The sequence below is a fragment of the Streptomyces sp. NPDC001450 genome (genome assembly GCF_053597295.1).
The window spans coordinates 42,829-60,691 of record NZ_JBSFHY010000008.1 but is presented as its reverse complement, the minus strand read 5'-3'; the positions used below and the strand labels follow the sequence as shown (position 1 = coordinate 60,691).

The following is a 17,863-nucleotide window of genomic DNA, read 5'->3' as shown; positions in this document are numbered from 1 at the left end:
TTGCGTTCCGGTGCGTTCACGGCGTACTGCGCGCTGTCGTGGACACAGTTCTCGATGTCTGCACTCGATGCTAGGGCCGCCAGAGGGTCCCGCGGGGGCCTCGCACCCCTTGTCCTCCCCTGACCCGCCCCCTAGGGAACCCTGAGGGCCGGGCTCAGGCCTCAGGCGGAGAGAAGACGACCAGAACCCGCAGATCCTCGCTGATGTGGTGGAACTTGTGGGCGACGCCGGCCGGCACGTACACCACGCTGCCCCGCGCCACCTGGGTGGTCTCCTCGCCGACCGTGATCGACGCGCGGCCGCTGACGACGAAGTACACCTCGTCCTGGTTGTGCGGCCGCTGCGGGTCGTGCTCGCCCGCGTTGAGGGCGTACAGGCCGACCGACATGTGCCGCTCCCGCAGAAACTGCAGGTAGGCCCCTTCGTTGGCGGCACGCTCCGCCTCCAGTTCGTCCAGCCGGAATGCCTTCATCGCCGTTTGCCGCCCTCGCCCCACTGCTCACCGTCGATCTGGTCTGCCACGATCAGACACATGAAGAATTTCGTAGTCAAGACGATCGCCAACGCGGGCGCTCTGGCGGTCGCCGTGTGGCTGCTCGACAAGATCACCCTCACGGGTGACAGCACGGCCAAGAAGGCCGGCACGCTGATCGTGGTCGCGCTGATCTTCGGCCTGGTGAACTTCCTGGTCAAGCCGATCATGAAGGTGCTGACCTTCCCGCTGTTCATCCTCACCCTCGGACTGATCACCCTGGTCGTCAACGCGCTGATGCTGCTGCTGACCTCCTGGGTGTGCGGCAAGCTCGACCTGAGCTTCCACGTGGACGGGTTCTGGACGGCCGTGCTCGGCGGCCTGATCATCTCCGTCGTCTCGTGGGCGCTGAACCTCGTCCTGCCCGACGAGGACTGAGCCCGCCATGGCCTACCGCGTCTGTTTCGTGTGCACCGGCAACATCTGCCGTTCCCCGATGGCCGAGTCCGTCTTCCGCGCGCGCGTCGAAGAGGCCGGCCTCGCGGATCTGGTGGAGATCGACAGCGCCGGCACCGGCGGCTGGCACGAGGGGGATGCCGCCGATCCGCGCACCGCCTCGGTCCTCGACGAGCACGGCTACGGCACCGAGCACGTCGCACGGCAGTTCCAGCGCTCCTGGTTCGCCCGCCTCGACCTGGTGATCGCCCTCGACTCCGGCCATCTCAAGGCCCTGCGCCGTCTCGCGCCCACCGAGGAGGACGCCCGCAAGGTGCGCCTGCTGCGCGCGTACGACCCCGCGGCCGGCGACGACCTCGACGTGCCTGACCCCTACTACGGGGGCAGGGACGGCTTCGAGGAGTGCCTGGAGATGGCGGAGACGGCGAGCACCGGTCTGCTCGCCGCCGTACGGGAACACCTGGAGGGACGGGCCGCATGAGCGACACCGGCAAGGACGCGGACCGCGTCGGCGACGGCACGCGCGCGGTACGGGCCGGACTCCCCGAGCCCGTCAAGCACGAGCCGACCCTGCCCGGACCGGTGTTCGCCGCGCACTTCCACCTGCCGGGCGAGGTGTCCGGACCATACGCCTACGGCCGGGACGACAACCCCACCTGGACGCTGCTGGAGCGCGCCATCGGCGAGTTGGAGGCGCCGGGGCGGGACGACGTCGAGACGCTGGTGTTCGCCTCCGGCATGGCCGCGATCTCCTCGGTGCTGTTCTCCCAGCTGTGTACCGGGGACGCGGTCGTCCTGCCCTGCGACGGCTACCAGGCGCTGCCGCTGGTCCGCGCCCAGCTGGAGGCCTACGGCATCGAGGTGCGCACCGCGCCCACCGGCGGCGACGCCCAGCTGGAGGTCCTGGACGGCGCGCGGCTGCTGTGGATCGAGTCGCCGTCGAACCCGGGGCTCGATGTGTGCGACATCCGGCGGCTGGCCGAGGCGGCACACGCGCGGGGCGCCCTGGTGGCCGTCGACAACACCCTCGCCACCCCACTCGGGCAGCGCCCGCTGGAGCTGGGCGCCGACTTCTCCGTGGCCAGCGGCACCAAGCAGCTGACCGGGCACGGTGACCTCCTGCTGGGCTACGTCACCGGTCGCGACGCCGAGGCGATGGCCGCCGTACGCCGCTGGCGCAAGATCGTCGGTGCGATCTCCGGCCCCATGGAGGCCTGGCTCGCGCACCGCTCCATCGCCACGCTCCAGCTGCGCGTCGACCGGCAGAACGCGACGGCCCTCGCGGTCGCCGAGGCCCTGCGGCGGCGGCCCGAGGTCTCCGGGCTGCGTTATCCAGGGCTCCCCGACGACCCCGCGCACAAGGTCGCCGCCCAGCAGATGCGCCGCTACGGCTGCGTGGTCTCCTTCACGCTGCCCACGCGCGCGCGTGCCGAGCGTTTCCTCCAGGCGCTGCACCTGGTCGAGGACGCCACGAGCTTCGGCGGTGTGCGCTCCACGGCCGAACGCCGCGGCCGCTGGGGCAAAGACGCCGTCCCGGAGGGCTTCATCCGGATGTCCGTCGGCGCCGAGGATCCCGAGGACCTGGTGGCGGATGTGCTGCGGGCCCTGGACGAGTCCGCCGAGTGACCGGATCAGGAGCCGCCTGATCCGTCTGCGGGCGGTCCGAGCCTCCCCCCTCGTGGCTCGGACCGCCTTCGGTTCCGCGCGCTAAGAACCGCGCGAACAAGGCTAGTTGACTCTCTGTCAGTGTCCAATCACGGTAGCGACAGAGACCTATCGACTTATTTATAGTTGGTGCCTGCCTCGGGGGCCGGAGAAGGGCAGGGAGAGGGAAGGGCGTGCCATGGATCTGGCCTTGCTGCGCACGTTCGTCACCGTGCACCGGGCCGGCTCCTTCACCCGCGCCGCCGCCCTGCTGGGCCTCTCCCAGCCCGCCGTCACCTCCCAGATCCGCACCCTGGAGCGGCAGTTGGGCCGCCCCCTGTTCCTGCGGCAGGCCCGCGGAGTCACGCCCACGACGATCGGCGACGAACTCGCCCACAAGGCCGCGCCGCACCTCGACGCCCTGGTGGAGATAGCGGAGAGCGGCCTGGACGACGAGTCCTCGTTACGGACGCTGCATCTCGCCGGCCCGCCGGAGTTCACCGCCGAACGCGCGCTTCCCGTCCTGACGGAACTGACCGGCGACGACGGCCAGGGTTTCGCACTGCGCGCCTCCTTCGGCACCGCGGAGGAAACGCTGGAGGGGCTGGCCGCCGGACACCATGACCTGGCCATCAGCACGGTCCGGCCGCGCGGTGCCCTCCTGACCGCCACCGCCCTCTGCGACGAGGAGCACATGCTGGTCGCCGCCCCCCGCTGGGCCGAGCGGATCGGCCCCGGAGCGCTGCGCCTCAAGGGGGCGCCCGCCCTGGAGAACCTGCCGGTCGTCGAGGTCCACGAGTCGCTGCCGTTCGTCTCGCGCTACTGGGCCTCCGTCTTCGACTCGCGCCCGGCCGCCTCAGGCACGGTCATCGTCCCCGATCTGCGTGCGGTGCTCGCCTGTGCGATCGCGGGCGCCGGACTGGCGGTGCTGCCCCGCTATCTGTGCGCTCCCGGCCTCGAGCGGGGGGAGATCGTGACGCTGCACGACCCGGCGGTGCCACCGCTGCGCACGTACTTCCTGGCGGTGCGTACCGGAACGCTCGCCATGCCGCATGTCGCGCGGGCGCACGAGTGGCTTCTGCGGGCAGCCGCGAGCTGGGGATGAGATGAGCCCCTGTTCCCGGGTTTTACGCGGTGTGCTCGGGTGGTGGCGCTGTGGGATGTTTCACGTGGAACCAGCCGGGCCACATTTCTCCCATGACCGTCCGACCCGTGGTCAAGCGCACCGCCCGTGCCGTTCTTCTGGACGGTGACGACCTGATCCTGATCAAACGCACCAAGCCCGGTGTCGATCCCTACTGGGTCACTCCCGGTGGCGGGGTCGAGGCCGCGGACCCGACCGTCGTCGACGCCCTGCACCGCGAGGTGTACGAGGAACTCGGCGCCAAGATCACCGACGTCGTGCCCTGCTTCGTGGACACCGTGGAGCACATCGGCGAGGACGGCGGCGCGACCGGCGTGAAGGTCCAGCACTTCTTCGTCTGCCGGCTGGAGTCCATGGACCCGTCGCTGCGGCACGGCCCCGAAGTGGAGGAGCCGGCGGGCGAGTACGAGATCGTCCGTGTCCCGTTCACCCGGGTCGGCATCGCCTCCGTCCATCTCGTACCGCTGTCGCTGCGGCACTACCTGGACGGCAATATCGAGGGCGTCCGCGCCATGCACGCCCCCGACCTCGGATAGTCGGCCGGCGCCGGTCAGTTCCCGACGACGACCAGTTCCTCGACCGAGTCGTGCCGTATGCGGTCCGAGGGGACGCCGCTGTCCCGCAGGGCGTGGACCCCGCTGCGGATCATTCCGGGCGGTCCCGAGACGTAGGCGTCGTACTCGTTCCAGGGGCCGTACTCCCGTATGGCGTCGGGCAGCTGGAGATGGGCCAGCTGGTCGATGATCGCCCGCACGGAGAGCCACGGGTGGCTCTGCTGGAGCCTGAGCATGGTGTCGATGTCGTACAGGTCGTGGTCGGTGCGGGCGCCGTAGAACACCTCGACCTGACGGCGCCGGCCGTGCTCGGCCACGTCCTCGACGAGGGCCTTGATGGGTGCGATGCCGGTGCCGCCGCCCAGACAGAGCAGCCCGCTGTCGGTGGTGTGGTCGATGGTCATCGAGCCGACCGGCGGGCCAAGGCGTATGACGTCTCCTGGCCGGGCGCGATGCACCAGCGCGTTGGAGACCCAGCCGGCCGGAACGGCCTTCACGTGGAACGTGAGCAGGCCGTCCGAGCGGGGTGCCGAGGCGAAGGAGTAGTGCCGCCAGACCCGTGGCCACCAGGGCGTCTCCACGCTTGTGTACTGCCCGGCGAGGAAGGGGTAGGGCTGGTCCGGGCGGACGGTGAGGACCGCGACATCGGGGGTTCTGAGGTCGTGCGTGACGATCTCGGCGTGCCACCAGGCCGGGGCGCGCAGTTCGTCCGCCGCCGCGGCGTCGATCATCACCTGGGAGATCGTGGTGTAGGCCCGCACCCAGGCCGCCTCGATCTCGGGGTTCCAGATGGCGGAGGCGTACTTGCTGAGTGCGCCGATGAGGCATTCGCCCACGGCCGGATAATGCTCGGCGCGCGTGCCGTACTTCCGGTGTCCACGGCCCAGGTTCTGCAGGTACTCGACGAGGACCGGCTTGTTGTCGATGTGCTCGGCCGCGGTGAGCAATGCTTTCAGCAGCCGGTCCCGCTGGGTGTCCATCGCCGGCGGGAACATCGGGCGTAGTTCGGGATGGCGAACGAAGAGGAGCGCGTAGAAGTAGGAGGTGACCTTGTCGGCGACGGAGCCGATCTCGGTCATCGTGCCCCGGATGGCGAGGGCGTCCGGGGATGCCTGCTCGACGACGGGTGGAGCAGAGTGGTGGGTGGGCACGCGCTGCGGCTCGGTCGACGCGCCGGCCGGGTGTGCAGGCTCGGAGGTCGCAGCGGGATCGGGAATCGATGCGCTGGGCGGGGCCTGTGCGAGCGGCTGCGCGGGCTGCTCGACGGGAGCGGCAGAAGCGGGGTAGGTGGCGGGAGCGTCGGACGCGGGGCGGGCGGCGCCCTCCCGGGTCGGCCGGCCCACCGGGCGTACCACCGCGGGCCTGCGTCCCTCGGCCGTCTCCTGATCACCGCCCGGCGGCGGGGTCGAAGGCGTGTTGCGCGGCGTGAACCAGCCGCCTCCGCCCGCTATGCCGTTCTCCCCCGACGTGGTGGTCGGAGCGTCCATAGGTGCCCTCGCCTCGAACATCTCTCGGTCGGTCTGCGCACCTCCTCGGGAGGCGCATGCTTTCCCCCGGCGGGCGGCCAGCCGTAGCACTCTCCGCAGCATCCCATCCTGGCCGGATGCCGCGGCCGTTTACCCGGAAACGCGGGTCTTCGATCTCTTCGTCCCGTTAGGCTGCCTGCCCTGCTCTCGGCCCGCACGGGATGCGTGCACTCCATCCCGGACGTGAACCGGAGTCGACCCTACCGGCCGTCGCCATGCACACAAGTCCCCCCTTGCTTCCCCATGGAACGAGCAAGGGGCGAACCATGAACTCCCTCAACTACCGGACGTGTACACCAATTCATAGGCATCCCACAGATCACGGCCGGTGTAGGAGTATGTGGCGAGTCCGGCCAGATGCCGGTCCGCATTGACCGCAACAGAAACCGGTACGACAGCAAATAGTTCCCTGTCCGACAGCGAATCGCCGTACGCGACGCAGTCCGCACGGGTCACACCGAATTCCTGGCAGAGCCGGTCCGCGATGGTCACCTTGGCCGCGGCGTTGAGTACCCCCGCCGGGTCCACGGGCTCGGTGAAGGGCATGACAGGGAAGCGTGATCCGTAGGCCGCGTGTGCACCCCAGCCCAGGAGACGTTCCACGAAGAAGGAAGGCGAGAGGGACACCACCGCGCAGTAGTCCCCCGTGGCTCTGATCTCCGCCCAGACCTCACGAATCCGGGCCAGCCAAGGAGCCGCTTCGAAGGCCGCACTCACATGCACCTCGGTCAGCTCCGCCCACAGGTCGTACACCCGGGTCGCATACTCCGGCGGACCTATCCGTCCCTCCGCGATCTCCCGGTCCAGCGCCACCGTCTCCGCCTCCCTGCCCAACTGGCGGGAAATCTCCACGGGAGCGGTGCTGCCATGCAGCAAAGTGCCATCGAGGTCGAAGAGATGAAGTCTCGCCATGGCCTGAGGCTAGTGAGAGGCGCCACCGCGCCCCCCGATGTTTCACGTGAAACAGCCACGCCCGCCGACGACCTGTGCGAACGGCCACTACTTGGCCAAAAGCACCTGCGTCTGCATCGAAACAGGTGGACGTCAGGGGTGCCCGTCAGACAGCCTGACCTGCGTGCCGACTCCTTCCCTCACTGCTCTGCCCATCCGCCGTCTGACGCTCCGCGATCTCACCGCCTGCGCAGACTTGTCCGAAGATCGGGGGTGGCCACGCGAGGAACACAAGTGGGGCTTCCTGCTCACGGCCGGCAAGGGCTACGGCATCGACGATCCCGACGGAGGGCTCGTCGCCGCCTGCGTCGTCACGGAGTACGGCTCCTGGGAGCGGTCGGAGCTCGGCGCCATCGGCATGGTCCTGGTGGCCGAGCGTCACGCCCGCCGGGGTGTCGGGCGCCGACTGATGCAGCATGTCGTCGCGGCCATGGGAACCACACCGCTGACCCTGCACGCCACGCCGTACGGGCGCCCGCTCTACGAGGAACTGGGCTTCAAGGTCACGGGCCGGGCGGAGATGGTGACGGGGCACTTCGCCCCAGGCGGGCCGGAAAACGGGGTGGCGACCCGTGCTGCCACCGCGGAGGACCTGCCCTCGATCCTCCGTCTCGACGAGGAGGTGTTCGGCGTCGACCGTACTCCCCTCATCACCCGTCTGCCCGCCTTCGCCGATCAGCTGCGCGTGGCCGAGGACGGCGGCCGGATCACCGGCTACACGGCCGCGTGGCCCAACATGGACACGCATGTCGTCGGCCCGCTGATCGCCCGGGACACCGAGACGGCCAAGGCCCTCATCGCCTCGCTGGCAGCCCATACGGACCGCCCCCTGCGCACCGACATCGACGTTCGCCACGAGGAGCTGCTGGCCTGGGCCAAGGCGCGGGGGCTGGCTTCCGTGGCCTTCAACGCCGTCATGACCTACGGCGTCACGGACCTGCCGGGGGACTGGACGCGCCGGTTCGCGCCGCTGACGGTGGCCGCGGGCTGAGCGGTCGCACGGCAGACGCCGGCCCTCACCGCTCCAGGGGCGGCGGGGGCCGGCGATGTCATGCCGCGGGCCGTGCGGTCAGGCGAGCGCCTGGACGGACGCGGCGGCGAAGCCGTGGTCCTGGTCCGGGGCACCGCCGCCGACGCCGATCGCGCCGATCAGTCGGCCGTCCCGGTGGACGGGGAGACCGCCCGCGATGAAGAGCAGGGGCCGGTCGAGGGCCGTGGGCAGCGTGTGGAAGAGGCCGCCGGGCTGGACGGCGTCCACGAGGTCGGCGGTGGCCGCGTTCAGCTGGAGCGCGGTGTAGGCCTTGCGGGTGCTGGTCTCGCCGGAGATCAGCACGGCCCGGTCGTCCCGGCGGAAGGCGAGCAGGTGGCCGCCTGCGTCCAGAACGGTGACGCTGACGGTGACGCCGGCCTCCTCGGCCGCGCGCCGGGCCGTGGCGACGAGCAGCTCGGCGTCCTCGACGGTGAGCGGGGCGACGGCGGTGGTGCTCATGGAGCGTTCTCCTTGGTGCGGTGTGTGCGTGAGGTGAGGGGGTGCCGCACGGGCCGGGGGCAGCCTGCGCCCCAGCGGTCCGGATGACGGTCGGGTACGGGTGGTGATGCCCCGCGGTCGCAGCGGGCTCAGTGGTGGACGGCGGTCCGCTGCCCGGCGGGGCTTCCGGAGGCCACCACGGCGCCCTCTCCGATGTCCCGGCGCTCCAGGGCGGCCGAGAGGACGGCGAGGACCAAGGCGGCCGCGGCGAGGGCGGCGCCGACCCAGTTGGGGGCGGTGTAGCCGAAGCCGGCCGCGATCACCATGCCGCCGAGCCAGGCGGAGAGGGCGTTGCCCAGGTTGAAGGCGCCGATGTTCACGGCCGAGGCGAGCGTCGGGGCGCCGTGGGCCTGGTCGAGGACGCGCTTCTGCAGCGGCGGGACGGTCGCGAAGCCGAGGGCGCCGATCAGGGCGATGGTCACGGCGGCGGCGATCTTGTTGTGCGCGGTGAGCGTGAACAGCGCGAGGACGGCGGCCAGGGCGCCCAGGGAGACGTACAGCATCGGCATCAGCGCGCGGTCGGCGAACGTGCCGCCGATGAGGTTGCCGCCGACCATGCCGAGGCCGAACAGGACCAGCAGCCAGGTGACGGACCCGTCGGCGAAGCCGGCGATGTGGGTCATCATCGGCGCGATGTAGGTGATGGCCGCGAAGACACCGCCGAAGCCGAGCACGGTCATCGCCATGGCGAGCAGGACCTGGGCGTTCTTCAAGGCGGCCAGTTCATGGCGCAGGTGCACTCCTTCGGGCCTGGGCATCTCGGGCACCAGCCTGGCGATGCCGGCCAGGCCGACGACACCGAGGGCGGCGACGATGCCGAAGGTGACGCGCCAGCCGACGTGCTGCCCGATGAGCGTGCCCAGCGGGACGCCGACGACATTGGCGACGGTCAGGCCCGTGAACATCATCGCGATGGCGCCGGCCCTCTTGTCGGGAGCCACCAGCTCGGCCGCGACGACCGAGCCGATGCCGAAGAAGGCACCGTGGGCGAGAGAGGCGATCACCCGTCCGATCAGCATGATCGCGAAGGTGGGGGCCATGGCGGAGATCAGGTTTCCGGCGATGAACAGGCCCATCAGCAGCATCAGCATCCGCTTGCGCGAGACCTTGGTACCGAGCACGGTCATCAGCGGGGCACCGATCACCACGCCGAGGGCGTATCCCGTCACGAGCAGGCCCGCTGTGGGGATGGAGACCCCGAAGTCTCCGGCGACCTCGGGCAGCAGACCCATGATCACGAACTCGGTCGTTCCGATTCCGAAGGCCCCGATCGCGAGGGCCAGAAGCGCGAGAGGCATGTGGGGATACACCTTCCCAGACGATTGCAGGAGCGCTTTGCGTGCGTCCACAATAGTTGCAGACGCGGGCTAAGTGCAATCGCCGACTATTGCGGGAGTGCTCTACCCTGGATCCAGCCGCTCCGGGACGGAGGAAAACGCCAAATGACAGCGACGGACCCCGCGCTCACCGCCCTCGCTCAGGGCTGGTCCGCCCTCGCCCTCCTGCACGGGAGGATCGAGGCGCACATCGAGCGCGCCCTGCAGACCGGGCACGACCTGAGCGTGCGCGAGTACTCCCTGCTCGACGTGCTCAGCCGGCAGCACGAGGGCGAAGGCGGCCATCTGCAGATGAAGCAGGTCGCCGACGCGGTCGTGCTCAGCCAGAGCGCCACCACGCGACTGGTGACCCGCCTGGAGGACCGCGGTCTGCTGGAGCGCTACCTGTGCCCCACCGACCGTCGCGGCATCTACACCAACGTCACCGAGGCGGGTATGCGGCTGTTGGAGGAGGCGCGGCCCACCAATGACGCCGCCCTGCGCGAGGCGCTGGACGAGGCGGCCAGGAACCCCGAACTGGCCCCGCTGGTACGCGTCGTGGAGTCCCTGAACGTGCCCGCATAGGGTGCGAGTATGGGAGATCTTGAAATACGCGGTGCGACCGCGGACGATCTGCCGGCGATCGTTGCCATGCTCGCCGACGATCCACTGGGTGCCCAGCGCGAGTCACCCGACAACCTGACGCCCTACCTCGCGGCGCTGGACCGGCTGAACGCGGACCCGAACCAGCAGCTCGTCGTGGCGGTGCGGGAGGGCCGAGTCATCGGTACCCTCCAGCTGACGCTCATCCCCGGGCTCTCCCGCAAGGGAGCGACCCGCTCGATCATCGAGGCCGTCCGCATCCACGCCGACGAACGCGGCAGCGGCCTGGGTACCCAGCTCATCGAGTGGGCTGTCGAGGAATCCCGGCGCCAGAACTGCCAGTTGGTGCAGCTGACCTCCGACAGCAGCCGCACCGACGCCCACCGTTTCTACGAGCGCCTCGGCTTCACCGCCTCGCACGTGGGGTTCAAGCTCCAGCTCTGAAAGAACGGCCGTGGGGTGGGTGTTTCACGTGAAACGCCCACCCCACGGCCGACAAGCCGCCTACTCCGCGATCCCCCGCCAGCCCTTCGGAGCCACCCCGCCGGGCACTCCGGCCCCCTCCTCGTAGGGCTGCCGTGTGAACACGAACGACCCGAGGTCCAGATGGATCACGGACCCGTCCGGGCGGCGGACGGGCCGGAGCAGCTCTCCGGCGTAGTAACCCTCCAGGCCCGTCCACGTCCCGTCTCCGTTCGAACGGAAGCGGGCCCGGCGACCGCCACCGGCCAGCGGTCCCAGTGCGAGAAGCCCGCCGGCCATCACCCGCAGGGCGAACGCGTGCGTCCCCCAGTACCACTGCCCCGCCAACTCCAGGACGTCCGGGTCGACTTCACGCAGCGGGCGCCACGGCTCGGGGATGCGTGGCTCCGCCTCCGCGACGATACGGACGAGATCGGCGCCCACCGCACCCAGCAGCGGGCCACTGGTGCAGTTGGCCAGCACCACCGCCGCCACGTCGTCCTCCACGCTGATGGTGAGGTTCGCGAGGAAGCCGGGCAGCGAGCCGGAGTGCCCGACGAGGAGCCTGCCGTCCCGCTGCTGGACCTGCATGCCGAGGCCATAGGTCGCCCCGTCCACCACGTCCGCGGCCTCGGCCGGCGCCGCGGGCGTCCGCATCTCGCGCACCGACTCCGCGCTCAGCACCCGGTCGTCCCCCCTCGCCAGGAAGGCGGCGAACCGCGCGAGGTCCCCGGTGGTGGACCACAGCTGGCCGGCGGGGGCCATCCGGCCGAGATCCTCCAGCGGTTCGGGCAGCAGCGCGTCGGCCCAGGGATGCACCGCCCAGCCGCCCGCATGCGGCGCCTGCGGCTGGGCGCTGGTGCGATGGAGGCCGAGGGGTTCGAGCACCTCGCTGCGCAACACCTCCCCCCAGGGGGCGCGCCGAAGCTCCTCCACCAGTGCGCCGAGCAGGGTGTAGCCGGGATTGGAGTAGTGGTGGCGTCGGCCGACGGGGTGCAGGAGGGGCTGCTCGCCGAGGACGTCGCTCAGCTCGGGGCGCAGTGAGCCCGGGGTCCGCTCCCACCAGGGCGCGGGCGACTCGGCGGCCAACCCGGCGGTGTGTGCGAGCAGTTCGGCGATCGTCGCCTCGCCGGCTCCGGTACCCGGCAGATACTTCTCCAGGGGATCACCGAGATCGAGCACGCCCTCGTCGCGCAGCCGCAGCACCAGTACGGCGGTGAACGTCTTGGTGATCGACCCAATCCGGTACTGCACGTTCTCGTCCGGCCCGTGCCCGTCCACCGAAGTGCGCGACCCGTGCCAGACGGCCCGCCCGTCCCGCACGACCGCGGCGACCAGCGAGGGCGCCCGTCCTTCGGCCTGCGCGACGGCGATCCGGTGCAGCAATGCCCGCCGGGTGCCCGGAAGCAGCTCTTCTTGCGATGTCGTCATGGGCCCAGTCCATCCGCTGGGGCGCCATGCGTCGAGTTCATTTGCCCGGCAGTCCGGCCGGGTCAGGTCTGGGCCATGTCCACGAAGCGGGAGTAGTGACCCTGGAAAGCGACGGTGATCGTCGCCGTGGGGCCGTTACGGTGCTTGCCCACGATGATGTCCGCCTCGCCCGCTCGCGGTGACTCCTTCTCGTAGGCGTCCTCGCGGTGCAGCAGGATGACCATGTCGGCGTCCTGCTCGATGGAGCCGGACTCACGCAGGTCGGACACCATCGGCTTCTTGTCCGTGCGCTGCTCGGGACCACGGTTGAGCTGCGACAGCGCGATCACCGGTACCTCCAGCTCCTTGGCCAGCAGCTTGAGGTTACGGGACATGTCCGAGACCTCCTGCTGACGGCTCTCGGAGCGCTTGGAACCACCGGACTGCATCAGCTGCAGATAGTCGATGATCACGAGCTTGATGTCGTTGCGCTGCTTCAGCCGGCGGCACTTCGCGCGGATCTCCATCATCGACAGGTTCGGGGAGTCGTCGATGTAGAGCGGCGCGGAGGAGACCTCGGGCATCCGGCGCGCCAGGCGGGTCCAGTCCTCGTCCGTCATGGTGCCCGAGCGCATGTGGTGCAGGGCCACGCGCGCCTCGGCCGACAGCAGACGCATCGCGATCTCGTTGCGCCCCATTTCGAGGGAGAAGATGACGCTGGCCAGATTGTGCTTGATCGACGCCGCGCGCGCGAAGTCCAGCGCGAGCGTGGACTTACCCATGGCGGGACGGGCCGCGATGACGATCATCTGGCCCGGGTGCAGGCCGTTGGTCAGCGAGTCCAGGTCCGTGAAGCCCGTGGGCACACCGGTCATCTCGCCGCTGCGCGAGCCGATCGCCTCGATCTCGTCGAGGGCGCCCTCCATGATGTCGCCGAGCGGCAGATAGTCCTCGCTGGTGCGCTGCTCGGTGACCGCGTAGATCTCGGCCTGGGCGCGGTTGACGATCTCGTCGACGTCGTCGTCGGCCGCGTATCCCATCTGCGTGATACGGGTGCCTGCCTCGACCAGGCGGCGCAGGACCGCTCGCTCGTGGACGATCTCGGCGTAGTACTCGGCGTTCGCCGCCGTCGGCACCGTCTGGACGAGGGTGTGGAGGTACGACGCGCCGCCGACCTTGTTGATCTCGCCGCGCTTGGTGAGTTCGGCGGCGATGGTGATGGGGTCGGCCGGCTCGCCCTTGGCGTAGACGTCGAGGATCGCCTGGTAGATCGTCTCGTGCGCGGGCTTGTAGAAGTCGTGGCCTTTGAGGACCTCGACGACGTCGGCGATGGCGTCCTTGGACAGCAGCATGCCGCCCAGCACGGACTGCTCGGCGTCCAGGTCCTGCGGCGGCACTCGCTCGAAGGAGGAACCGCCTTCCCAGTCGCCGTTCTCCCGGCCCCGGTCGTGCTGTTCGTCACGGCCCCGGCCGCCGTCGCTTCGGCGGCGGGAGGCGGGCAGACGATCGCTGGGTCCGCTGTCGGCCCACGGATCGTCCAAGGGCTCGGAAATGCTCACCGAGCCACCTCCTCCCGTCCGCACGGCGGACCTCGCCGTGCCCTCTGTTGTACGGCACGACACTGACAATTGAGAGGCCCAACTCCGGTTCTGGCGCGTCGGTTTTGTGACGTTTCCCGGGCCGAGGGAAGAAGCGGGCGCCGGACAACCGTAGGCCTGTCGGCACCGTCAGCCAATCTGGTTATCCACAGGCCATGTGGACGACGGCCCGGATGCTGTGGAGAACCCACCGAAACCTGTGCACGACCCGGTGGACAGCCTTGTGAACAAGCCCTCGATCGCGTCGAGCACAGCGCTTTGACCTGCACCTTTACCGTCCACGGGCTGTGCAGAAGAAAAACTTCCCCAGTCGGACCAAGATCGCCTCGAACGGTGCGCTCATGTGCACGGGTCGAGATCGAAAGTAAGGGTCAGTCAGCAATTGCATCTCTTACCTGTGGACGATTAGATTAGTGCTCATGACACAGGCTCCAGCGATCCCCCGGGCGACCCCCCGCCGGCACGACCGAGAGATCATCGCGCTGGCCGTCCCGGCCTTCGGCGCACTCGTCGCGGAGCCCCTGTTCGTCATGGCCGACAGCGCCATCGTCGGCCACCTCGGGACCGCCCAGCTCGCCGGTCTGGGCGTGGCCTCGGCTCTCCTCACCACCGCCGTGAGCGTCTTCGTCTTCCTCGCCTACGCCACCACGGCCGCCGTGGCCCGGCGCGTCGGCTCCGGCGATCTCCAGGCAGCCATCCGCCAGGGCATGGACGGCATCTGGCTCGCCCTGCTCCTCGGCGTGGCAGTCATCGCCCTCGTCCTCCCGCTGGCCCCGGACATCGTGGACCTCTTCGGCGCCTCCGCCACCGCTGCCCCCTACGCCACGACGTATCTGCGCATCTCCGCACTCGGCATCCCGGCCATGCTGATCCTCCTCGCCGCCACCGGCGTGCTGCGCGGCCTGCAGGACACCAGGACCCCGCTGTACGTCGCTGTCGCAGGCTTCGTCGCCAACGCCGCACTCAACGCGGGACTCGTCTACGGCGCCGGACTCGGTATCGCCGGTTCCGCCTGGGGCACCGTCATCGCACAGTGCGGTATGGCGGCCGTCTACCTGGCCGTGGTCGTGCGGGGGGCCCGCAAGCACGGAGCCTCCCTGCGCCCGGACGCCTCCGGCATCCGGGCCTCGGCACAGGCCGGAGTTCCCCTGCTCGTCCGCACGTTGTCGCTGCGGGCGATTCTCGTGATCGCCACGGCTGTCGCGGCACGCCTCGGTGACGCCGACATCGCCGCCCACCAGATCATCCTGTCCCTGTGGAGCCTGCTGGCCTTCGCCCTCGACGCGATCGCGATCGCCGGACAGGCCATCATCGGCCGTTACCTTGGCGCGAACGACGCCCACGGCGCCCGTGACGCCTGCCGCCGCATGGTCCAGTGGGGCATAGCCGCCGGTGTCGTACTGGGCCTCCTCGTGGTGGCCGCCCGGCCGCTCTTCCTCCCGCTGTTCACCAGCGACTCCGTGGTGAAGGACACGGCACTGCCGGCGCTGCTGATGGTTGCCCTCTCCCAGCCCGTCTGCGGGATCGTCTTCGTGCTGGACGGTGTCCTGATGGGCGCCGGGGACGGGCCGTATCTGGCCTGGGCGATGGTGGCGACCTTGGCCGTGTTCGCCCCGGTGGCGCTGCTCGTCCTCACGCTGGGCGGGGGCCTCACGGCACTCTGGGCGGCCATGACGCTCATGATGACGGTCAGAATGCTGACCCTCTGGCTCCGCGCCCGCTCGGGCCGCTGGATCGTGACAGGCGCGACGCGCTGACCGTTTCACGTGAAACATGCAGCGCCCGGCGCGCAGCCGTACCGACACCGAACGCGAAGAGGGGCCGCCTCGTAGGAGGCGGCCCCTCTCAGCTGCTCAAGACGAGCGCAGCGTCACGCCGCGACGACCTCGATGTTGACCTTGGCGGCCACCTCGGGGTGCAGACGCACGGACGTCTCGTGGGCGCCCAGGGTCTTGATCGGCGCGCCGAGCTCGATGCGGCGCTTGTCGACCTCGGGGCCACCGGAAGCCTTGATCGCGGAAGCGATGTCGGCCGGGGTGACGGAACCGAAGAGACGGCCGGAGTCGCCGGAGCGAACAGCCAGGCGCACCTTGACGCCCTCGAGCTGGGCCTTCACAGCGTTGGCCTGCTCGATGGTCTGGATCTCGTGGATCTTACGAGCACGACGGATCTGCTCGACGTCCTTCTCGCCACCCTTGGTCCAGCGGATAGCGAACTTCCGCGGGATGAGGTAGTTGCGAGCGTAGCCGTCCTTGACGTCGACGACGTCGCCGGCGGCACCGAGGCCGGAGACCTCGTGGGTGAGGATGATCTTCATGTGTCGGTCACCCTTCCCTTAGCGCGCGGTGGACGTGTAGGGCAGCAGCGCCATCTCACGGCTGTTCTTGACGGCCGTGGCGACGTCACGCTGGTGCTGCGTGCAGTTGCCGGTCACGCGGCGGGCACGGATCTTGCCGCGGTCGGAAATGAACTTCCGCAGCATGTTCGTGTCCTTGTAGTCCACGTACGTGACCTTGTCCTTGCAGAAAGCGCAGACCTTCTTCTTAGGCTTGCGCACAGGCGGCTTCGCCATGGTGTTTCTCCTGTGTGATCAAGAAGTGGGGATGCGAGCCCTAGAAGGGGGGCTCGTCCGAGTAGCCGCCACCGCCGCCGCTGGAGCCTCCGCCCCAGCCGCCGCCGCCCTGGTTGCCACCGGCGGGTGCGCCGGACGCCCACGGGTCGTCGGCAGGAGCGCCGCCCTGCTGGCCGCCACCGGGGCCACCGCCCCAGCCGCCGCCACCCTGGCCGCCACCGCCGCCGTAACCACCCTGGCCACCGCGAGCGCCACCGGCGGCGGTCTTGGTGACCTTGGCCGTGGCGTTGCGCAGGCTGGCGCCGACTTCCTCGACGTCCAGCTCGTAGACCGTGCGCTTGACGCCCTCACGGTCCTCGTAGGACCGCTGCTTCAGCCGGCCCTGCACGATGACGCGCATGCCTCGCTGGAGCGACTCGGCGACGTTCTCCGCCGCCTGCCGCCAGACCGAGCACGTGAGGAAGAGGCTCTCGCCGTCCTTCCACTCGTTCGTCTGGCGGTCGAAGGTGCGGGGAGTGGACGCGACGCGGAACTTCGCGACCGCCGCACCGGACGGGGTGAAGCGCAGCTCGGGGTCATCGACAAGGTTGCCGACGACCGTGATGACGGTCTCGCCTGCCATGGGGGAACCTCTCGGCGGGTTTGCTGCTCTGGCTGCTTGTTGCTGCTACTCGAATCCCGAGATCAGCTGAGCGGGAAAGCTCAGTGGGTCTCGGGGCGGAGGACCTTGGTCCGGAGGACCGACTCGTTCAGGTTCATCTGGCGGTCGAGCTCCTTCACGACCGCAGGCTCGGCCTGCAGGTCGATGACCGAGTAGATGCCCTCGGGCTTCTTCTTGATCTCGTACGCGAGACGACGACGGCCCCAGGTGTCGACCTTCTCCACCTTGCCGTTGCCCTCACGGACGACGGAGAGGAAGTTCTCGATCAGGGGGGCGACAGCGCGCTCCTCCAGATCGGGGTCGAGGATGACCATCACCTCGTAGTGACGCATGTGGAACCCACCTCCTTTGGACTCAGCGGCCACGGTCGTTCCGTGGCAGGAGGGTTGTGATGCGTACGCAACGGTATCGGCCACCACTGACAATCGGGGGCTCCTCGGGGAATCCCCGCAGCGGCCTGGGCAGACACCGGTGCAGACGGTACAGACTACCTGCACACGTGCTTCCGGTTGAAATCCGGCGGCGGGGGCCCTTCAATCTGTACACATCGGGTGTGTATGGCGCTACAGTGCGCCGCGATCCGCAGGAGGTGCCCCATGGCACAGCAGGCATTGCGACCCAACACCGCCGGATCCTTCTTCGCCACAGACGGCAAGCCTCATCCGCTCCAGGACACCCTGACGGTGGCGACGCTGGTCCTGGGCCTGGTCGCCTTCATCACGTCCTTCTTCCACGGCCTCCACCTGCTCTCGTCCTGGACGGGCCTGCTGGGGATCATCACCGGCCTGTACGGGCAGTGGATCTCGGAGACCACACGGGAGCGGACCGGTCTGATCCTGGGTCTCGGTGCCTCCGGAGTCGGCTTCATGCTCGGCATGGCGAACGGCGGACTGTTCGGCGGCCTCATCGGCTGACCCGTCCGGCCGTCGGTCCGGCACCTTCCCCGACACCGTGAAAACGCCTCGG

21 protein-coding genes are annotated in these 17,863 nt (G+C 69.6%); 10 read left to right on the top strand and 11 right to left on the bottom strand.

Annotated features, from left to right (window positions below; translation table 11 throughout):
• Nucleotides 1-154: 154 nt before the first annotated feature.
• Entirely contained in the window at nucleotides 155-472 is a 318-nt protein-coding gene (locus tag ACWC5O_RS10825) for a cupin domain-containing protein (protein WP_094218692.1), read from the bottom strand.
• Between the two features lie 60 nt (nucleotides 473-532).
• Between ACWC5O_RS10825 and ACWC5O_RS10820 the strand changes: the two genes are divergently transcribed.
• The 5 genes from ACWC5O_RS10820 to ACWC5O_RS10800 all read left to right on the top strand — a co-directional run bounded on the left by ACWC5O_RS10820 (nucleotide 533) and on the right by ACWC5O_RS10800 (nucleotide 4,252).
• Nucleotides 533-910, top strand: a complete 378-nt coding sequence (locus ACWC5O_RS10820; RefSeq protein ID WP_450586101.1) for a phage holin family protein — start codon at nucleotides 533-535, stop codon at nucleotides 908-910.
• A gap of 7 nt (nucleotides 911-917) precedes the next feature.
• On the top strand, nucleotides 918-1,409 hold the full coding sequence (locus ACWC5O_RS10815) for a low molecular weight protein-tyrosine-phosphatase (protein WP_450586099.1): 492 nt from the start codon (nucleotides 918-920) through the stop codon (nucleotides 1,407-1,409).
• Nucleotides 1,406-2,554 (top strand): cystathionine gamma-lyase, encoded by a 1,149-nt coding sequence (locus ACWC5O_RS10810; RefSeq protein ID WP_450586097.1) that lies wholly within the window; start codon nucleotides 1,406-1,408, stop codon nucleotides 2,552-2,554. The genes ACWC5O_RS10815 and ACWC5O_RS10810 overlap by 4 nt, the downstream gene beginning before the upstream one ends.
• 217 nt (nucleotides 2,555-2,771) lie before the next feature.
• A complete protein-coding gene (locus tag ACWC5O_RS10805) occupies nucleotides 2,772-3,677 on the top strand; it encodes a LysR family transcriptional regulator (protein ID WP_450586095.1) in 906 nt (301 codons plus the stop codon).
• 92 nt (nucleotides 3,678-3,769) lie between these two features.
• Entirely contained in the window at nucleotides 3,770-4,252 is a 483-nt protein-coding gene (locus ACWC5O_RS10800) for an NUDIX domain-containing protein (RefSeq protein WP_389178940.1), read from the top strand.
• Nucleotides 4,253-4,266: 14 nt separating this feature from the next.
• On the opposite strand, the gene ACWC5O_RS10795 is transcribed toward ACWC5O_RS10800, so the two are convergent.
• Both ACWC5O_RS10795 and ACWC5O_RS10790 read right to left on the bottom strand, forming a co-directional pair.
• Complete coding sequence (locus ACWC5O_RS10795) at nucleotides 4,267-5,757, bottom strand: globin domain-containing protein (protein WP_450586093.1); 1,491 nt, start codon at nucleotides 5,755-5,757, stop codon at nucleotides 4,267-4,269.
• Between the two features lie 315 nt (nucleotides 5,758-6,072).
• Entirely contained in the window at nucleotides 6,073-6,708 is a 636-nt protein-coding gene (locus tag ACWC5O_RS10790) for an HAD family hydrolase (RefSeq protein WP_450586091.1), read from the bottom strand.
• 163 nt (nucleotides 6,709-6,871) lie between these two features.
• Here ACWC5O_RS10790 and ACWC5O_RS10785 point away from each other — a divergent pair, with 163 nt between their 5' ends.
• Nucleotides 6,872-7,738: a GNAT family N-acetyltransferase gene (locus ACWC5O_RS10785; RefSeq protein ID WP_450586089.1), complete on the top strand. Its 867-nt coding sequence runs from the start codon at nucleotides 6,872-6,874 to the stop codon at nucleotides 7,736-7,738.
• A gap of 78 nt (nucleotides 7,739-7,816) precedes the next feature.
• Here the strand turns inward: ACWC5O_RS10785 and ACWC5O_RS10780 are convergent, their stop codons facing one another.
• Nucleotides 7,817-8,236 carry a GlcG/HbpS family heme-binding protein gene (locus ACWC5O_RS10780; protein ID WP_450586088.1) on the bottom strand — a complete coding sequence of 140 codons (420 nt, stop codon included), beginning with the start codon at nucleotides 8,234-8,236 and terminating at the stop codon, nucleotides 7,817-7,819.
• A 128-nt stretch (nucleotides 8,237-8,364) separates the two neighbouring features.
• The gene (locus tag ACWC5O_RS10775) at nucleotides 8,365-9,573 is read right to left on the bottom strand and encodes an MFS transporter (protein ID WP_450586087.1); all 1,209 of its coding nucleotides are present in this window, start codon (nucleotides 9,571-9,573) and stop codon (nucleotides 8,365-8,367) included.
• Between the two features lie 144 nt (nucleotides 9,574-9,717).
• Between ACWC5O_RS10775 and ACWC5O_RS10770 the strand changes: the two genes are divergently transcribed.
• Together ACWC5O_RS10770 and ACWC5O_RS10765 are read left to right on the top strand one after the other, a co-directional pair.
• The gene (locus tag ACWC5O_RS10770; protein WP_450586085.1) at nucleotides 9,718-10,176 is read left to right on the top strand and encodes a MarR family winged helix-turn-helix transcriptional regulator; all 459 of its coding nucleotides are present in this window, start codon (nucleotides 9,718-9,720) and stop codon (nucleotides 10,174-10,176) included.
• A gap of 9 nt (nucleotides 10,177-10,185) precedes the next feature.
• Nucleotides 10,186-10,638, top strand: a complete 453-nt coding sequence (locus tag ACWC5O_RS10765) for an N-acetyltransferase family protein (protein WP_450586084.1) — start codon at nucleotides 10,186-10,188, stop codon at nucleotides 10,636-10,638.
• A gap of 60 nt (nucleotides 10,639-10,698) precedes the next feature.
• Here the strand turns inward: ACWC5O_RS10765 and ACWC5O_RS10760 are convergent, their stop codons facing one another.
• Nucleotides 10,699-12,087: a serine hydrolase domain-containing protein gene (locus ACWC5O_RS10760; protein WP_450586082.1), complete on the bottom strand. Its 1,389-nt coding sequence runs from the start codon at nucleotides 12,085-12,087 to the stop codon at nucleotides 10,699-10,701.
• 62 nt (nucleotides 12,088-12,149) lie between these two features.
• Nucleotides 12,150-13,625 carry a replicative DNA helicase gene (gene dnaB / locus ACWC5O_RS10755; RefSeq protein ID WP_450586081.1) on the bottom strand — a complete coding sequence of 492 codons (1,476 nt, stop codon included), beginning with the start codon at nucleotides 13,623-13,625 and terminating at the stop codon, nucleotides 12,150-12,152.
• Between the two features lie 458 nt (nucleotides 13,626-14,083).
• Here dnaB and ACWC5O_RS10750 point away from each other — a divergent pair, with 458 nt between their 5' ends.
• On the top strand, nucleotides 14,084-15,421 hold the full coding sequence (locus ACWC5O_RS10750) for an MATE family efflux transporter (protein WP_450586079.1): 1,338 nt from the start codon (nucleotides 14,084-14,086) through the stop codon (nucleotides 15,419-15,421).
• A gap of 113 nt (nucleotides 15,422-15,534) precedes the next feature.
• Here ACWC5O_RS10750 and rplI read toward each other — a convergent pair whose 3' ends face one another.
• From rplI to rpsF, 4 genes are all read right to left on the bottom strand, one after another.
• Nucleotides 15,535-15,981 (bottom strand): 50S ribosomal protein L9, encoded by a 447-nt coding sequence (gene rplI, locus ACWC5O_RS10745; RefSeq protein WP_450586077.1) that lies wholly within the window; start codon nucleotides 15,979-15,981, stop codon nucleotides 15,535-15,537.
• 18 nt (nucleotides 15,982-15,999) lie between these two features.
• The gene (rpsR, locus tag ACWC5O_RS10740) at nucleotides 16,000-16,236 is read right to left on the bottom strand and encodes a 30S ribosomal protein S18 (protein WP_003949403.1); all 237 of its coding nucleotides are present in this window, start codon (nucleotides 16,234-16,236) and stop codon (nucleotides 16,000-16,002) included.
• 40 nt (nucleotides 16,237-16,276) lie between these two features.
• Nucleotides 16,277-16,858: a single-stranded DNA-binding protein gene (locus tag ACWC5O_RS10735; protein ID WP_450586076.1), complete on the bottom strand. Its 582-nt coding sequence runs from the start codon at nucleotides 16,856-16,858 to the stop codon at nucleotides 16,277-16,279.
• Nucleotides 16,859-16,938: 80 nt separating this feature from the next.
• On the bottom strand, nucleotides 16,939-17,229 hold the full coding sequence (gene rpsF / locus ACWC5O_RS10730; RefSeq protein ID WP_003956532.1) for a 30S ribosomal protein S6: 291 nt from the start codon (nucleotides 17,227-17,229) through the stop codon (nucleotides 16,939-16,941).
• Between the two features lie 264 nt (nucleotides 17,230-17,493).
• On the opposite strand from rpsF, the gene ACWC5O_RS10725 reads away from it, so the two are divergent.
• On the top strand, nucleotides 17,494-17,811 hold the full coding sequence (locus ACWC5O_RS10725; protein WP_450586074.1) for a hypothetical protein: 318 nt from the start codon (nucleotides 17,494-17,496) through the stop codon (nucleotides 17,809-17,811).
• Nucleotides 17,812-17,863 lie beyond the last annotated feature (52 nt).

Bases quoted from the DNA above. Each gene is read 5' to 3' on its own strand.
- ACWC5O_RS10780 (WP_450586088.1), bottom strand. From the start codon at position 8,236: ATGAGCACCACCGCCGTCGCCCCGCTCACCGTCGAGGACGCCGAGCTG.
- rplI (WP_450586077.1), bottom strand. From the start codon at position 15,981: ATGAAGATCATCCTCACCCACGAGGTCTCCGGCCTCGGTGCCGCCGGC.
- ACWC5O_RS10825 (WP_094218692.1), bottom strand. From the start codon at position 472: ATGAAGGCATTCCGGCTGGACGAACTGGAGGCGGAGCGTGCCGCCAAC.
- ACWC5O_RS10735 (WP_450586076.1), bottom strand. From the start codon at position 16,858: ATGGCAGGCGAGACCGTCATCACGGTCGTCGGCAACCTTGTCGATGAC.
- ACWC5O_RS10815 (WP_450586099.1), top strand. From the start codon at position 918: ATGGCCTACCGCGTCTGTTTCGTGTGCACCGGCAACATCTGCCGTTCC.
- ACWC5O_RS10770 (WP_450586085.1), top strand. From the start codon at position 9,718: ATGACAGCGACGGACCCCGCGCTCACCGCCCTCGCTCAGGGCTGGTCC.
- ACWC5O_RS10795 (WP_450586093.1), bottom strand. From the start codon at position 5,757: ATGGACGCTCCGACCACCACGTCGGGGGAGAACGGCATAGCGGGCGGA.
- rpsR (WP_003949403.1), bottom strand. From the start codon at position 16,236: ATGGCGAAGCCGCCTGTGCGCAAGCCTAAGAAGAAGGTCTGCGCTTTC.
- ACWC5O_RS10765 (WP_450586084.1), top strand. From the start codon at position 10,186: ATGGGAGATCTTGAAATACGCGGTGCGACCGCGGACGATCTGCCGGCG.
- rpsF (WP_003956532.1), bottom strand. From the start codon at position 17,229: ATGCGTCACTACGAGGTGATGGTCATCCTCGACCCCGATCTGGAGGAG.
- ACWC5O_RS10805 (WP_450586095.1), top strand. From the start codon at position 2,772: ATGGATCTGGCCTTGCTGCGCACGTTCGTCACCGTGCACCGGGCCGGC.
- ACWC5O_RS10725 (WP_450586074.1), top strand. From the start codon at position 17,494: ATGGCACAGCAGGCATTGCGACCCAACACCGCCGGATCCTTCTTCGCC.
- ACWC5O_RS10820 (WP_450586101.1), top strand. From the start codon at position 533: ATGAAGAATTTCGTAGTCAAGACGATCGCCAACGCGGGCGCTCTGGCG.
- ACWC5O_RS10750 (WP_450586079.1), top strand. From the start codon at position 14,084: ATGACACAGGCTCCAGCGATCCCCCGGGCGACCCCCCGCCGGCACGAC.
- ACWC5O_RS10810 (WP_450586097.1), top strand. From the start codon at position 1,406: ATGAGCGACACCGGCAAGGACGCGGACCGCGTCGGCGACGGCACGCGC.
- ACWC5O_RS10775 (WP_450586087.1), bottom strand. From the start codon at position 9,573: ATGCCTCTCGCGCTTCTGGCCCTCGCGATCGGGGCCTTCGGAATCGGA.
- ACWC5O_RS10790 (WP_450586091.1), bottom strand. From the start codon at position 6,708: ATGGCGAGACTTCATCTCTTCGACCTCGATGGCACTTTGCTGCATGGC.
- ACWC5O_RS10800 (WP_389178940.1), top strand. From the start codon at position 3,770: ATGACCGTCCGACCCGTGGTCAAGCGCACCGCCCGTGCCGTTCTTCTG.
- ACWC5O_RS10760 (WP_450586082.1), bottom strand. From the start codon at position 12,087: ATGACGACATCGCAAGAAGAGCTGCTTCCGGGCACCCGGCGGGCATTG.